Source organism: Burkholderia sp. Ac-20384 (genome assembly GCF_017104605.1).
Classification (GTDB): domain Bacteria; phylum Pseudomonadota; class Gammaproteobacteria; order Burkholderiales; family Burkholderiaceae; genus Burkholderia; species Burkholderia lata.
Genome location: NZ_JAAGPE010000012.1, coordinates 41367 through 56761, shown reverse-complemented (window position 1 = coordinate 56761; position 15395 = coordinate 41367). Strand labels below are relative to the sequence as shown.

The following is a 15395-nucleotide window of genomic DNA, read 5'->3' as shown; positions in this document are numbered from 1 at the left end:
ATATGAATCAAACGCCTGTTCCCGACGCAGCCCGGCCCAGCAAGCTGCTAAGAACTCTTCATTCGCTGGAAAATACGCTGTTCGGTCACAGGCGTCTCGTTCTGGGGCTTCTGGTTCTCTTCACGGTCGTCATGGCCTGCTTCGCCGTCAAGCTTCGCATGGACGCCGGGTTCGAGAAGCAGCTTCCGCTCGGCCACGAATACACGCAGACGTTCAACGAGTATCGCGGCGACCTGCTCGGCGCCAACCGTTTGATCGTCGTCGTCAAGGCCCGCAAGGGCAGCATCTGGACGCCGGATGCATTGAAGCGCCTGTATGAAGTCACCCAGGCGGTCACGTTCCTGCCGAACGTGTCTCGCAGCAGCGTTCAATCGCTGTGGACTCCGAATTCGTTCGTCAACGAGATTACCGAAGACGGATTCCGGGCCGACCCGCTCATTCCCGGCACCGTGACGCCCGATCAGCTCGACAGCAACACGGTCGGCGCCATTTCGCGCTCGACGGCCCAGGGCGGCTTCGTCGGCAGCCTCGTGTCGCGCGACCAGAGCAGCGCAATGGTCACCGCCGACCTCAACGAGCTCGATGCCAAAGGTGAGCGGGTCGACTATGTGGCATTCGATCAGGCGCTCGAAGCGCAGTTGCGATCGAAGTTCGAGGATTCGAACTATGAAATCCAGATCATCGGTTTCGCGAAACAGATTGGCGATATCGCAAACGGCGCATCGTCCGTCCTGAAGTTCTGCGCGATCGCCCTGCTCCTGACCGCGTTGGCCGTCTACTGGTACTGCCGCTCCATTCGCCTGACGATCCTGCCGCTGACCTGCTCGCTGGTCTCGCTCGTCTGGCAGTTCGGCACGCTGCATCTCCTCGGCTACGGGCTCGACCCGTTGGGCGTGCTGGTTCCGTTCCTGGTGTTCGCGATCGGGGTTTCACACGGCGTCCAGCAGATCAACTTCATCGTTCGCGAGATTTCCCATGGGAAATCCGTGGAGCAAGCCGCTCGGTCCAGCTTCAGCGGGCTGCTGATTCCCGGCACGCTCGCCCTGGTGACCGCTTTCGTTTCCTTCGTCACGCTGATCCTGATTCCGATCCCGATGGTTCGCGAGCTCGCGATCACCGCTTCGCTCGGCGTGGCGTACAAGATCGTCACGAACCTGGTGATGCTCCCGCTGGCAGCGTCGATGCTCAAGGTCGACGGCAATTATGCAAAGAATGCGGAGCTGCATGCCGCTCGTCGTGGCCGCGTGCTCCGGGTTCTCGCAAAAGTCGCCATTCCGCGCAATGCCGCGATCATCCTGCTGGCGGCCGTCGTGGTGTTCTGCGTGGCGGCCTGGGAAAGCCGGGATCGCGTCGTCGGCACGCTGCAGGCAGGCGCGCCCGAGCTTCGCGCCGACGCCCGGTTCAACAAGGATTCGGTGTCCATTGCGTCGAGCTACGACGTCGGCCTCGACTGGATTTCCATCGTCTTCGAAGCGCCTCCCCAGTCTTGCAACAACGTGGAAGTCGGCGCCTATCAGGATCGCTTCGTCTGGTCGATGCGTGCCGTCCCCGGCGTGTTGTCGGTCGTTTCGTTCTCGTCGTTGCTGCGGCAATACAACGAGGGGTACAACGAAGGCAATCCCAAGATGTCGGCGATCCCCATCGACCCCGACAACTATTCGTCGCTGGCCGGCGAGGTGGCCCGCACGCCCGGCGTGATGCGCAAGGACTGCAGCATGACCGCGGTGAACATCTATCTGGCCGACCACAAGGCGACCACGATCACCCAGGTGATCAACGCCGCGAAGCATTTCCGCGATACGAACAAGCTGCCGGGCGTGAAGATCCGGCTCGCCTCCGGAAACGCCGGCGTGCTGGCCGCGGTCAACGACGAAATCGAGCGCAGCGAATTGCCGATGATGCTTTACGTCTATACGACCATCGTCCTGCTCGTCCTCGTCACGTACCGTGACCTGCGCGCGGTCCTCGCATGCTGCCTGCCGCTGACGATCGGCACGTTCATCGGCTACTGGTTCATGAAGGAGCTGCAGATCGGCCTGACCGTCGCCACGCTGCCCGTGATGGTGCTGGCGGTGGGCATCGGCGTCGACTATGCGTTCTATATCTACAACCGCCTGCAGCTGCATCTCGCCAACGGTGTCGGCATCGTCAAGGCGCTCGAACAATCGATCCTCGAGATCGGGACGGCCACCATCTTTACGGCCATCACGCTCGCGATCGGCGTCGCCACCTGGTCGTTCTCCGAGCTCAAGTTCCAGGCGGACATGGGCAAGCTCCTGGCGTTCATGTTCATCGTCAACATGGTCATGGCCATGACGGTTCTGCCCGCCTTTGCAGTCTGGCTCGAGCGCATCTTCCCGCGCCGCCGGCCCGCGCGCGCGCCCGGCCTGCTCGCACATTGAAGAAGAAGAGGATTCCATGACCCTGAATCGCAAGGTTCTCTCCCTGTCGGCCAGTATCGTCGTCTTCGGCGCGCTGCTGGGCGGCATGCAAAGCGCGGTATCCGCATCGGAACTCAAGCCCGTTCCGGCCGTCCAGTCCAGCATCGCGACGCAGTCCCCGGTGCTGGATGCGACGTGGGCAGGCCAGCGCGTGGTAAGTGTCGGCGCGAACGGCATCATCCTGCTGTCCGACAACCACGGCGCGACGTACCGCCAGGCAAAGGCGGTGCCCGTGAGCTCGACGCTGACATCCGTCAGTTTCATCGATGCACGGACGGGGTGGGCAGTCGGCCACTGGGGCGCGATCCTGAAGACGACCGACGGCGGCGAGACGTGGGAGGTTCAGCGTCTCGCGACGACCGAGGATCGCCCTCTGTTCGGCGTTCACTTCATCGATGCCGACCACGGCGTGGCCGTCGGGCTCTGGTCGCTGATCCTCGTCACCGATGACGGCGGCAAGACCTGGACAAAAAAGGAAGCCGTTCTCCCGAACGGCAAGAAGTCGGACCTGAATCTGTTCGGTCTTTTTTCGAACAGCAATGGCGAGATCTTTGCCACGGCCGAGAAGGGACAACTCTTCATCTCCAAGGATAAGGGCAACACCTGGGAGAACGTGGAGACCGGGTACAAGGGGTCGTTCTGGTGCGGCGTGGCGCTGCCCAATGGTGTGCTGCTGGTCGGTGGGCTGCGCGGCACGTTGATGCGAAGCGAGGACAACGGCCACACCTGGTCACGCGCGACGCTCGACACCAAGAATTCCATTACCGCGCTTGCGTCCCGAGGCTCCACGGTATTGGCCGTGGGCGTCGACGGGCTGCAGGCTCAAAGCACCGATGATGGAAAGACGTTCCAGCGCCTGAACACCCAGACCGGGACGACGTACACCGCGGCACTCCCCTCGCCTGGCGACAAGTGGCTGGTTTTTTCTCGCGACGGGGTCGTCGCGCAGTAACTGCCGGATGTTTGATTCGCGCAGCGAGCCGTGATCGTGAAACGCGGCTCGCTGTGTCGAAGCCTGCCTGACCTGAGTTGGAAGGTGGAGCCAAACGGCGATCGAGTTCTCGTACCCTGGAGAGCAACGGTAACGCGACGAATAAGCGGGATACGGACGCGCCGCCCGCCAGCATCCCTCATGACGCGCAGGGCCAATAGATTAGATCGGTGATCTGCGCAACCGCCGCAACGGCTCCGAACCGACGATCTACCGATGGCGCACCCACCTCTGCGGCATACACCTGAGCGCCGCATACACACGCGACGAACAACGGATTCGAACAACGAGCGACGCGCTCCCCCGTCAGCCGGCTTTTTGCAGGCGATAGCCGACGCCGTGCACGCATTCCAGGATGCCCGACGCCCCTGCGGCCACCAGCTTTTTGCGTAGCCGGGTCATGTGGCTGTCGACGGTGCGTGTGGATGCACTGACGTCAGCCATGCACGCATTGAGCAATTCGATGCGCGTAAATGCCCGATTCGGCAGCCTGGCCATGTGAGCCAGCAGGCGGAATTCGACGAGCGTCACGGAAACCGGCGTTTCACCGGAGGACGTCCGTATGCAAACCCTATAGCTTTCCGTGTCGACTTCGAGCGCGCCAACCCGGAGACGACGTTCAGGCGCGAGCGCACCGGAGCGGCGAAGCATCGTGAGCAATCGCGCGACGACTACATCCGGGTTGAACGGCCTGACGATGTAGTCGTCGGCGCCGGCGTGCAGTGCGCGCAACCGCTCCCCGTCCAGATCACACGCCGACATAACGACGATGGGGGTATCGCTTTGTCGTCGAAGCCTGGCCAGCATGTCCAGGGTATCCGCACACAGTTCACGGACGTCGAGAATGACCAGATCCGGCTTCAGGTTCAGTTGCGTGGCAAGCACGGCCTGGGAGGTGTTGGTCTGAAAGGTTCGAAACCCGTTGCGAGTCAGGCAGGTATCGAGCGTTGACGCCATTTCCGGTGCGTCATCCGCGATGAGTATGAGCGAGTGCATGTTTGAATTTCCGAGTCGTCGCCTTTCGTGCGCGTGAACACCTTCCGGGCAGCGTTCGACGCCGGATGGGGTCAAGGTTCGCTGGCACGACTCGACGAGTTGAAAGCAGCGTTCGGCGTGACGCATGCCGAAGCCATCGGGATAGAGGCGGGGGAAGACTATTTCCTGCACCCGGACAGGCCGGACGCCGGGCAAGGTCGATCGGCTGATGGGTTCGTTGGTTCGTTGGTTGCGGCGACGCATCGCCGCGAAGCAAGCACCGGTCTTTCTCCGGTGGTTGGCACACACAGGTCGCCACCCGGCATCCGACATCCGGGCTTCGGGTGGCGACATCGCGTTCCTCGTGCGCGCATTGCTCTTCCAGGAACAAGGATGCTTTTACGGTCGGCTGTTGGCTGCGTCGCCCGACCTCGCGGCTCAAGCGTTCGACGCCAGAAAGCTCGCGATGCCCCAGCGGCGTCCAGCCTTGCGTCAACCGGCCAGCGAGCCCTTGCATTCAGGCAGCGGACGTCGCTGCATAAACCCTGCCCGCAACGTCCGTGTCCGGTCGAGGCCATCGTGCCGGCGCATGTCGGCACGAGAGAGGGCCAGTCAAACCGCCCTTCCGGTTTTCACGCCGACATCGCAACCGGGAATCGCGAGATCCTCCGGATCAGATCCGAGGCTTTCTCCCCAATCATGATCGTCGGCGCATTCGTGTTCGCACCCACCAGCGTCGGCATGATGGAGGCATCGACCACACGCAAGCCTTCCGTTCCCCGTACGCGCAGCTCAGCGTCGACGACGGCGTGCGCGTCGTTCCCCATGCGACACGTTCCTACCGGGTGGTACACGGTGTCGGTCCGCTCGCGCAGCAACGCACGAATGTCGTCGTCCGATCGCGACCGGGACGCGAACAGGTCCTCCGTCACGAACTGGGACATGGCGGGCGCCGCCATCAACCGCCGGGTCAGCTTGTAGCCCTCGAGCAGGACCTCGAGATCATCCGCGTGCTCGAGGAATGCCGGGTCGATCAACGGCGCGTCCAGCGGATCGGCGCTTCGCAGCTTGACCGATCCACGGCTTTTCGGCCGCAGCAGGCACACGTGACACGAAATACCGTGTCCGAGCTGCACCTTCCTGCCGTGATCGCTGACGGGTCCCACGACAAAGTGCATCTGAACGTCCGGCCGCTCCAGATCGGGACGCGTCTTCAGGAAGGCGCCGCCTTCGGCGAAGTTGGTCGTCATCGTGCCGTCCCGCGACGCGCGGTATTGCCGGATGTCGCGCAACGTCTTGATCCCGCCGCGTACCGATACCCCCAGCGCGTCCAGGCTGTTCGTCTTGTAGCTGACAACGAAGTCCGGGTGATCCTGCAGGTTCTCCCCCACGCCCGGGAGATCGGAGACGGCCTTGATCCCGTGACGCTCGAGCTCGTCCTTCGGCCCGACGCCGGACAACATCAGCAACTGAGGCGATTGAAACGCGCCCGCGGAAAGGATCACCTCCTTCTTCGCCCAGACCGTCTCGACATTCCCCCCACGCGTGACCTCGACACCAACGGCCCGCTTACCGTCGAACACGATGCGCCTGACCTGCGCGCCCGTCTCCACCGTCAGGTTGCCGCGCGCCTTCATGTGCGGAAAGAGATAGGCCCGTGCCGCACTCCAGCGCTCGCCATTCTTCTGGGTCACCTGGTAGATGCCGACGCCTTCCTGCTCCGCACCGTTGAAATCGTCCGTGATGGGCAAGCCGCACTGACGTGCGGCCTCCAGCCAACGGCCCTGAAACGGATTGCCCGTCCTCAGGTCGCTGACCCACAGCGGGCCGCCGCGCCCGTGCCATTCATTGCCGAGGCGCTCGTTATGCTCGCTTCGCTTGAAATAGGGGAAGACGTCGTTCCAGGCCCAGCCTTCGTTGCCAAGCGCGGCCCAATCGTCGTAGTCGGCATGATGGCCGCGTGTGTACACCATCGCATTGATCGCCGACGATCCGCCCAACGCCTTGCCGCGCGGCTGGTAGCCGCGTCGCCCCTGCAACCCCTTTTGGGGCACCGTCTCGAACGCCCAGTTGTTCAACCGGGACGGGACCATCAGCACCAGGGCGGCCGGCACGTTGATGGGCCATCCATCGCCGGTGCCGCCGGCTTCGAAGAGGCAAAGCGTCACATCGGGGTCTTCGGTCAAACGCGAAGCCAGCACACTGCCTGCCGAGCCGCCGCCTACAACAAGATAATCGAATGAGTTCTTCACGGGTCTGTGTCCTGGATAGATGCCTGAACGCTGCACAAGCAACTACCTGATGCATCGATTCCGCCACTCACGTCGCGGCCTCACCGAGCCGTTGCGCAATCGGCTTCATTCCGTCATGCATCAGCACTGCGTGGCCGCACCGGCAGCGTTGGAGGTCATCCATCGAACCGCGTGCGGCCACGAAATGGCGAAAAGCGAAATCAAGTCGCTCCCGCCAACGTATCAATGGTGCTGCGCGCCGCCGAGTACCTTTCGAAAGCTCGCGATGCCCTTCTCGATCCACGCCTGGGCGCCCGGGGAGATCGCCCCCATGTCGAAGAACCCGTGAATCATGCCGTCGCACCGGATCGTGTCGACCTTGACGCCGCTCGCGTGGAGCAAGCGGCCATAGGCCTCGCCCTCGTCGCGCAGCGGATCGACTTCGGCGGTCAGGATGACGGCGGGCGGCAACCCGGCAAGGTCCTTCGCACGGATCGGCGCCAGTCGCGGATCCTCCCGGTCGGTACCGTCGAGCACGTAATGTCGCTCGAACCACGCGATCGTCTCGAGGTCGAGAAAGTAGCCTTCGCCGTTTTCCTTGAAGGAAGGAAAGCCGGCGCGATCCTGCGCGACCGCGGGGTAGATCAGGAACTGGGCGGACAGCGAAATGCCGTCGGCGTGCAGTTGCTGGGTCACGACCGCGGCCAGATTGCCGCCGGCGCTGTCTCCGGCCACCGCCACCACGTCGCTGCCGCCCAGCTCACCCGCGTTCGCGATGACCCATTTGGTGGCGGCAATCGCATCGTCCGCCGCGGCCGGATACGGATGCTCCGGCGCCAGCCGGTAATCCACCGAGACGACGACCGCGTTGGCGCCGCGCGCCAGCTCCCGGCAAATGTTGTCGTGCGTATCCAGATCGCCGATGACGAATCCGCCGCCATGGAGATAGACGACCGTCGGCAGATTGCGCTCCTGGGTCGGACGGTACAGCCGCGCCCGCAGCGATCCGGTCGCGCCGGGAACGGTCAGGTCTTCCACGCCGTGAACGTCGACCACGGCCTCCGGTGCGCGAACGGCGCGCGCCAGATGCTGCATCAATCCGCGAGCCTCTTCCGGGCTGGACTGCGGCAGCGGTTTCGCGCCGGACCCGGCAAGGGATTCGAGAAAACCAGCGAGGTGCAAATCGAGTGCCATAACTTCACCTTTAATCGAACGTTGCTCGGAGATCAGCGATACACGAGGACTTCGGCATCCGGGCTCAATTCCGGAATGGTCTGGCGCTCCTCCTCGTACTCGAAGTGGTGCTGCCACGGCATGCGATCGCCACGCGAGTGCATCTGGTGTTGCGACCGCATCACGTACCCGGCATTGAAGTTGTTCGGGTCCGTCCACGGCAGCCGCTGCATGTCGGCGTCTTCGGCGCGCAGGCGCGGTTCCACCGTCTTCGCCCCCACCTTGTCCATATGCGCCAGCACACGGCAGGTGAATTCGCAGACGAGATCGGCGCGCAGCGTCCAGCTCGACCGGTAGTAGCCGTAGATGAACGCCATGTTCGGGATGCCTTCGATCATCATTCCGCGATACGAGACCCGCTTGGTCATGTCGACCGGATCGCCGTCGACGTGAAACGCGATCTGGCCGAACGCGCTCATGTCGAAGCCGGTCGCCGTCACGACGATGTCCGCCTGCAGGTGCTCGCCCGACGCCAACGTGATGCCGTTTTCGTCGAACGATTCGATGGTGTCCGTCACGACGGACGCTTTCCCGTCCCGGATGGCCGTGAAGAGGTCGCCCTCGGGCACCGCCGCCACGCGCTGCTGCCACGGGCGATAGCCGGGGTTGAAGTGCTTGTCGACGTCGAACCCTTCCGGCAGCTGTTGCCGGGTCTCGTTGATCAGCCAGTCGCGAACGGCGTCCGGGTTCGCTGCGGCCAGGTTGATCAGGTCGAACGTTTGCTTCAGGTGCGCACGCCGCAGAATCTCGGAGCGCCATTCTTCGGGCAGGCTCAGTTCGCGAAGCGTCGCGTCCAGCTGGTGGGTCCAGGGAACCGCCGTGAAGAACGTCGGCGACCGTTGCAGCATCGTCACGTGCGCCGCGGTGCCGGCCATCGCCGGAATCAGCGTCGCGGCCGTCGCGCCCGAGCCGATCACGACCACGCGCTTGCCGGCATAGTCGAGGTCTTCCGGCCAGTGCTGCGGGTGAATGACCGTTCCCTTGTAGCGATCGAACCCGTTCCACTTCGGCGTAAAGCCCTGGCGATGGTCGTAGTACCCGGCCCCCAGCCACAGGAAGTCGGTGGTGATCGAGAAGTGTTCGCCCGTATCGTTGCGCGATACCTCGACCGTCCAGCGCTTCTGTTCACTTGACCAGCTCACCGTTTGAACACGATGCCCGTAGCGGATCCTCGAGCCGAGGTCATACTCGTTGATGACATCGCCCAGATAGCTGTGGATCTCGTCTGCCGTCGCGATCGAGCGGCCCTGCCACGGGCGAAAGCCGAACGCATACGTGTACAGGTCGCTGTCGGAACGCGCGCCGGGGTAGCGATGGGTCCACCACGTACCGCCGAATCCATCCATCGCTTCCAGGATGGCGAACGAGCGGTCCGGCAGGTTCATGCGGAGATGGCAAGCGGCATCGATCCCCGAGATCCCCGCCCCGATGATTAGTACCTCTACGTGCTCAGGCGAACACGAATCTGCTTGATTCTTAGTCATGAGATCCCTCCGATGACCAGTTATTGAAAATATCCGTAACGCCGCATGACTAGATCACCCGACTTGGTCATGTGACTACAGAGGAAAAATACGCCCACACGTGTATGCCAGCGACACCGCTTCAAACCAGCACGAGACAACCATCCGCGCACCCGACCGGACATGCGCGTGAGTCATTGACGTGCGCGTCCCGATTTGACCGGTCACTCCGAACATGATCAATTGACCAAGTCCAACGGTTCCCAGTCTATGCAGTCGAGGGATAATTTGAATCAGGAGTTTCCATTACACGATCGATCGCGAAGGTTGCATGCGCCATGCCCGCGCGACGATCGAAGCGTCACGCATCGCAACCGTCTTTTTCAGCAAGCCGTCGAACAAAGGAAGCAGCGCGATCCAGCAGGTATCTCGCTGCCGGGATAGCACGGGCTGCGGTGACGATGCCGTGATGGTGCCCGGGCAGATGGTGATGCTCGACCTGGCTCCCGGCGCGGGCCGCACATGACGCGTAGGCGATGCCTTCGTCACATAGCGGATCCAGCCCCACCGTCGCCATGAACATCGGCGGCTGCCGCCGCCCCTCCGCATGCAGCAGCGGGGACAGGCGTGGAAGATCAAATGGCGTGCCGGCCGGCACGTAGTGCTCCCGGAACCAGAGCATCGACTCGGCAACGAGCGGAAATCCGCCTTGAATGCGCTGATATGACGGGCGTGACGCCGTCAGGTCGGTCACGGGATAAAACAGGACCTGCCCGATGATCGCAGGTCCCGCCGCCGATGCCGCATTGGCGATGAGGGTCGCCATATTGCCGCCGGCGCTGTCGCCCGCCAGGATTACCCGGGATGCATTGATGGAGAGCGCGGAAGCGTTGGCCATCAGGTAGTCCAATGCCTGCTCGCAATCTTCGAGCGGGACCGGCCACCGGTGCTCCGGCGATAGCCGGTACTCCACCGAAGCGACGGCACACCCGCCATGCCGTGCGAGATGTCGGCAGATGCCATCATGCGTGTCCACGCTGCCGATCACCCACCCGCCGCCGTGAATGAATACGACGAGCGGGTTGCCGTCGGCACCCGCCCCGGCCGGCGGACGGTAGATCCGTACCCGGATGCTGCCGTCCGCGACGGGAACATCGATGTCTTCGTGAACAACCGCATCATCACCCGTGAGGCCGTTCAATTCGCACGCCCGCACGAAGTTCACGCGCGACTGGTCGACGGAAAAGCTGCCGTAGTGTCGTCCGCCCAGTTCGCGGAACGCCCGAACGGCATCCCGGGCATCGTCAGCCACCTCCGTCAGCGGCAACCAGTGCACTGATGTCATGTGCCTCTCCGCTCAGATCGCCGCGAACACGCTTTGATCCCATTGCGTCGCCGCGCGGTACTCGTCCACCGTGCCCGGCCAGTTGTTGATCACCTTGCCTTGTGCGTTCTTGTACCAGCTCGAGCAGCCCGCCGAAAACGCCGAGCCGGCCATCGCCGATTGCAGCTTGTCGTTGTATGCGTCGAACACGCCGCTGTCGACGCTGACTGCCTTCACGCCGGCGGAAGCCATGCCGCCGATCGCGTCGATGATGTAGTTCTGCTGGATCTCGAGCATCGACACGATGGAGTTGTGGTTCAGGTTGGTATTCGGCCCGTACAACATGAACATGTTCGGGAAGCCCGGCACGGTCATGCCCAGATAGGCTTCCGGGCCCTCTGCCCAAGCCTGGGCCAACGTGCGGTCCGTCCCGCGAACCTGCAGGCTGCCCTGGAATGCCTGGCTCTCGAACCCGGTTCCGAACACGACCACGTCGAACGGGAGCAGACGGCCGTCCCGGGTCACGATGCCCTCATCGACGAACGACTCCACCCCCGCCGTTTCCAGCGCGACGTTGTCGCGCATGAGCGCCGGATAGTAGTCGTCCGATCGCAGAATCCGCTTGCACGCGTATTCATAGTCCGGCGTCAGCTGCTCGCGCAGGACCGGGTCGGGCACCTGACGATGAAGGTGGGCCAACGCGAGACTCTTGCCTTCCAGCTGCGCGTTCGAACCCATCCGTGTCCGCTCGAACCCGGACTCGCGGAACGCGTGCAGCGATTTCCTGCTTTCTTCGAAAAGATGGGGCTCGCGCTCGTAGGTATCGAGCTGCTCCGTCGAGAAGACGATCTGGTTGCGCGGCATGATCCAGTTCGCGCTGCGCTGGAATATCGTCAGGTGATCGACCTTCGGCGCGATGAGCGGCACATACTGCACGGCGCTGGCGGCGTTGCCGATGCTTGCCACGCGCTTGCCGCTCAAGTCCACGTCGTGACGCCACTCGGCGGAGTGGAAATACTCGCCGTTGAAATCCGCCAGGCCGCGCACCGCGGGAATCATCGGGCGATTCAGCTGCCCCCAGGCCGGCACGAAGAATCGGGAGGTCATCCGGGAACCGTCGTTCAGCTCGAACCGCCAGACGCTTGCACTTGCATCCCATTCGGCACTGCGAATCTCGGTGTCGAATCGCAGGTGTTCTGCGAGGTCGAACCGCGCGGCAAGCGATTTCAAATAGTGCAGCAGCTCATTCCGGCCGGCATACATGGCGCTCACGCGCAAATGCGGATGGAAGCTGTAGCAGTACAGGTGCGATTCGGTATCGCATGCCGCGCCGGGATACGAGTTGTCCAGCCAGACGCCGCCGAGATCGGGACGCTTCTCCAGCACGACGAAGTCGTCGATGCCCGCGATCTTCATGCGAGCGGCCATGCCGAGGCCTCCGAAGCCTGCACCCAGGATAACGATCTCGTGGTGCTCAATCCTTTCTACATTGTTCACGGTGCACTCTCTCTATTTACATTACGGCGACTGCGGATTTTCTGGCGTCGGTTCAATAGGCCTGTTCATACAGGCGCAATGCGTCCGACTCCGTGACAACGACCGGATTGTTCAACAGCAAGCGCTGCTGCTTCATCGCATCGGCCGCCAGGGTCGGCAGGCTCACCTGCGTGACACCCACGTCGCGCAGACGGCGCGGCGCGCCGGATCGGTCCATCAGGTCTTCCAGGAATGCGATGAACGCCGCCGTGCGCGCCGTGGCGTCGCCCTTTCCACCCACGCTTACGACGTCTGCCAGTTCCGAATAGTGCGAAGCGGCCGCTTCGGCGTTGAATCGCAACACGGGGCCAAGCATCAATGCGTTGGACAAGCCATGCGGGATATGGAAATGGCCCCCCAACGGATACGCGAGCGCATGGACCGCGGCCACCGGGGCATTGGCGAAGGCCTGCCCCGCCAGCGTGGCGCCCAGCAGCATTGCCTCGCGTGCGTGCCGGTCGTGGCCGTTTTCGCAAGCCGGGATCAGGTTGCCCACCAGCAACCGCAGTGCCTCACGCGCAAGCGCGTCGGAGATGGCATTCTTCTTGTGCTTGCTGGTGTAGGCCTCGATGGCGTGAACCATCGCGTCGATGCCCGTCGCGGCGGTATGGCTGCGCGGCAGACCGACCGTCAATTCGGCGTCCAGGATCACTTTGTCGGCATACAGCTGACGTGCGACGATGCCCATCTTGGTTGTTTCGTTAACCGAAACGATGGAAATGTTGGTGACTTCCGACCCGGTGCCGGCCGTCGTAGGGATCTGCACCAATGGCAGGCGCGCGCCCTTCACGTTGCCGATCCCGTACATTTCCGCGAGCGACTGCTGCGAGACGGTGAGCACGGCGGCCAGTTTTGCAATGTCCATCGACGAGCCGCCGCCCAGGCCGATGACGATATCCGCCTCCGCACTGCGCGCGAACTCGACGCAGCGCGAGACCACGCTCTCCGGCGGGTCGGCCACGACCTCGTCAAAGACCGCCACACGGAATCCTTCGGCCGCCAACGACGCTTTCGCCGGCTCCAGCACACCGGCATTGTGCAGCCCCGCGTCGGTCACGATCAGGACATGACGGCGCTCCGTCCAGGCCGCCATCACCTGACCCAGGCGGCGCACACACCCCCATTCCTGGAGAATGGACGGAACAGTTTCGAAGAGCATCGATTGCGGGGACATTTCCATTGACGTTTCCTTGATGCAGACTTTGGCAGTTAGACCTGGGTGCACATGTACTTGATTTCCAGGTATTCCTCGATTCCATAACGGGAACCCTCGCGGCCCAGGCCCGATTGCTTGACTCCGCCGAACGGCGCGACCTCGTTGGAAATCACGCCGGTATTCAGGCCGACCATGCCGTACTCGAGTGCCTCGCCCACGCGCCAGATGCGGCTGTTGTCACGCGTATAGAGATAGGCGGCGAGCCCGTACTCGGTGTCGTTGGCCATCGCGATCGCTTCTGCTTCATCGTCGAAGCGGAACACCGGGCCGACGGGTCCGAAAAGCTCCTCGCGTGCGAGACGCATGGCCGGCGTCGCATCGGCAATGACGGTCGGCTCGAAAAACGTGCCCCCGAGCTGATGACCTTTCCCGCCGGTGACGATGCGTGCGCCTTTGCTTACCGCATCGTCGATCAGCTGATTCAGGTGGTCACAGGCGGACTTCTGGATCAGCGGCCCCTGCTGCACGCCCGGCTCGATGCCGTTCCCTACCTTGAGCGCCTGGACTCGCCGGGTGAGCGCCTCGACGAAGCGATCATGAATGCCTGCCTGGACAAGAAAGCGGTTGGCGCACACGCAGGTCTGACCGCTATTCCGGTATTTCGACGCCATCGCGCCTTCAATCGCTGCGTCGAGATCCGCGTCGTCGAACACGATGAAAGGTGCGTTGCCGCCGAGCTCGAGAGAGAGCCGCTTGATCGTTCCGGACGATTGGCTCATGAGCACGCGGCCCACTTCGGTCGAACCGGTGAACGAAAGCTTGCGCACCACCGGGCTCGCCGTCAGCACCGCGCCGATCTCGCGCGACGGGCCGCACACCACTTGAAGGACACCCGCCGGAATGCCCGCTCGCTCGGCGAGGACGGCAAGCGCAAGCGCCGTGAGAGGCGTCAGGTCGGCCGGGCGCACGATGATCGAACAGCCCGCCGCCAGTGCCGGCGCGACCTTGCGCGTGATCATCGCGGCCGGGAAATTCCACGGCGTGATCGCGGCACACACGCCGATCGGCTGACGGATGACGAGGATGCGTTTGTCACCTTGCGGATGAGGCATGACGTCGCCGTAGACACGCTTCGCTTCTTCGGCGAACCACTCCACGAAAGAAGCGGCATACGTGATTTCGCCGCGGGCCTCTGCCAGCGGCTTGCCCTGCTCCGACGTCATGATCAAGGCGAGGTCGTCGGCATTCGCCAGGATCAGGTCGAACCACGCGCGCAACAGCTTTGCGCGCTCGTGACTGGTCCGCTTCTGCCAGCCTTTCTGTGCAAGCGCCGACGATTCGATGGCTTGCTCAACCTCCGCAGCGCCGAGGCTGGCCACGCGGGCGAGGATGTCACCCGTGGCCGGATTCGTGACGGGAAACGAGCGACCATCCGTCCCCTCATGCCATCCCGACGCGAGCCAGGCGCGCGTCTCCAGCAAGGCGCCGTCCCGCAGCCGGGCGCGTAACGCCGAGGGGTCAATCACTTCGTTCTTCCTGCTGTGCATTTCATCCACGAGCACTGTCTCCAGAAATTCTTGTTTTTCAACCGAGGCGCTTTCAGCCAGCAGGCGAAAACGGCTCAGGTGTCGATACGCGGATGCCTGCTCCATCCCCCCAAGATTTCGCCGGACTTCAGGTGGCCGATGTGCGCCGAATTCCGCGCCGCCCCTGAAGCGTTCACACAATCTTGCTCACCGTGGGAACGTCCGCGCTCGAGCGATGACGTCCAATTGGGGATGAAACAGGCATGTAGATCATTTGACATGGTCATTTGACCATAAACCATTTTTCGCGGCAACTCAGTAGTTGCACGGGCTGTCGGTGACGCGTGGGAGATAGCCGCGCAAGGTGGTGACCGCCAGGCAAGGGGAGCGCTCGGGGCCTGCGCTGGCAACGAGAACTCGACAGATTTGCTCGGCGGCGTACTGCGTGAAGGAGACGCTGCCTGCTTTGAAAGGCAGGTAGACATTAGCCCGACCAGTGCCACGGTCCGATGAACCGGG

10 protein-coding genes are annotated in these 15395 nt (G+C 63.1%); 2 read left to right on the top strand and 8 right to left on the bottom strand.

Annotation, left to right across the window (positions count from 1 at the left end):
• Positions 1 to 2: 2 nt before the first annotated feature.
• Together G3O00_RS04135 and G3O00_RS04130 are read left to right on the top strand one after the other, a co-directional pair.
• Positions 3 to 2402: an MMPL family transporter gene (locus G3O00_RS04135; protein WP_206142166.1), complete on the top strand. Its 2400-nt coding sequence runs from the start codon at positions 3 to 5 to the stop codon at positions 2400 to 2402.
• Between the two features lie 16 nt (positions 2403 to 2418).
• On the top strand, positions 2419 to 3393 hold the full coding sequence (locus G3O00_RS04130) for a YCF48-related protein (RefSeq protein ID WP_206142165.1): 975 nt from the start codon (positions 2419 to 2421) through the stop codon (positions 3391 to 3393).
• A 345-nt stretch (positions 3394 to 3738) separates the two neighbouring features.
• On the opposite strand, the gene G3O00_RS04125 is transcribed toward G3O00_RS04130, so the two are convergent.
• From G3O00_RS04125 to G3O00_RS04090, 8 genes are all read right to left on the bottom strand, one after another.
• The gene (locus G3O00_RS04125; protein ID WP_206142179.1) at positions 3739 to 4428 is read right to left on the bottom strand and encodes a response regulator transcription factor; all 690 of its coding nucleotides are present in this window, start codon (positions 4426 to 4428) and stop codon (positions 3739 to 3741) included.
• A 611-nt stretch (positions 4429 to 5039) separates the two neighbouring features.
• Entirely contained in the window at positions 5040 to 6659 is a 1620-nt protein-coding gene (locus tag G3O00_RS04120; RefSeq protein WP_206142164.1) for a GMC family oxidoreductase N-terminal domain-containing protein, read from the bottom strand.
• A 222-nt stretch (positions 6660 to 6881) separates the two neighbouring features.
• The gene (locus G3O00_RS04115; RefSeq protein WP_206142163.1) at positions 6882 to 7832 is read right to left on the bottom strand and encodes an alpha/beta hydrolase; all 951 of its coding nucleotides are present in this window, start codon (positions 7830 to 7832) and stop codon (positions 6882 to 6884) included.
• A 32-nt stretch (positions 7833 to 7864) separates the two neighbouring features.
• The gene (locus G3O00_RS04110) at positions 7865 to 9355 is read right to left on the bottom strand and encodes an NAD(P)/FAD-dependent oxidoreductase (RefSeq protein WP_206142162.1); all 1491 of its coding nucleotides are present in this window, start codon (positions 9353 to 9355) and stop codon (positions 7865 to 7867) included.
• Between the two features lie 340 nt (positions 9356 to 9695).
• Positions 9696 to 10679 carry an alpha/beta hydrolase gene (locus G3O00_RS04105; RefSeq protein WP_206142161.1) on the bottom strand — a complete coding sequence of 328 codons (984 nt, stop codon included), beginning with the start codon at positions 10677 to 10679 and terminating at the stop codon, positions 9696 to 9698.
• A gap of 12 nt (positions 10680 to 10691) precedes the next feature.
• On the bottom strand, positions 10692 to 12155 hold the full coding sequence (locus tag G3O00_RS04100) for an NAD(P)/FAD-dependent oxidoreductase (RefSeq protein WP_206142160.1): 1464 nt from the start codon (positions 12153 to 12155) through the stop codon (positions 10692 to 10694).
• 52 nt (positions 12156 to 12207) lie between these two features.
• Positions 12208 to 13374, bottom strand: a complete 1167-nt coding sequence (locus G3O00_RS04095; RefSeq protein ID WP_206142159.1) for an iron-containing alcohol dehydrogenase — start codon at positions 13372 to 13374, stop codon at positions 12208 to 12210.
• A gap of 29 nt (positions 13375 to 13403) precedes the next feature.
• Complete coding sequence (locus G3O00_RS04090) at positions 13404 to 14897, bottom strand: NAD-dependent succinate-semialdehyde dehydrogenase (protein ID WP_206142178.1); 1494 nt, start codon at positions 14895 to 14897, stop codon at positions 13404 to 13406.
• Positions 14898 to 15395: the final 498 nt, after the last annotated feature.

Bases quoted from the DNA above. Each gene is read 5' to 3' on its own strand.
- G3O00_RS04105 (WP_206142161.1), bottom strand. From the start codon at position 10,679: ATGACATCAGTGCACTGGTTGCCGCTGACGGAGGTGGCTGACGATGCC.
- G3O00_RS04130 (WP_206142165.1), top strand. From the start codon at position 2,419: ATGACCCTGAATCGCAAGGTTCTCTCCCTGTCGGCCAGTATCGTCGTC.
- G3O00_RS04110 (WP_206142162.1), bottom strand. From the start codon at position 9,355: ATGACTAAGAATCAAGCAGATTCGTGTTCGCCTGAGCACGTAGAGGTA.
- G3O00_RS04135 (WP_206142166.1), top strand. From the start codon at position 3: ATGAATCAAACGCCTGTTCCCGACGCAGCCCGGCCCAGCAAGCTGCTA.
- G3O00_RS04090 (WP_206142178.1), bottom strand. From the start codon at position 14,897: ATGCACAGCAGGAAGAACGAAGTGATTGACCCCTCGGCGTTACGCGCC.
- G3O00_RS04115 (WP_206142163.1), bottom strand. From the start codon at position 7,832: ATGGCACTCGATTTGCACCTCGCTGGTTTTCTCGAATCCCTTGCCGGG.
- G3O00_RS04125 (WP_206142179.1), bottom strand. From the start codon at position 4,428: ATGCACTCGCTCATACTCATCGCGGATGACGCACCGGAAATGGCGTCA.
- G3O00_RS04095 (WP_206142159.1), bottom strand. From the start codon at position 13,374: ATGGAAATGTCCCCGCAATCGATGCTCTTCGAAACTGTTCCGTCCATT.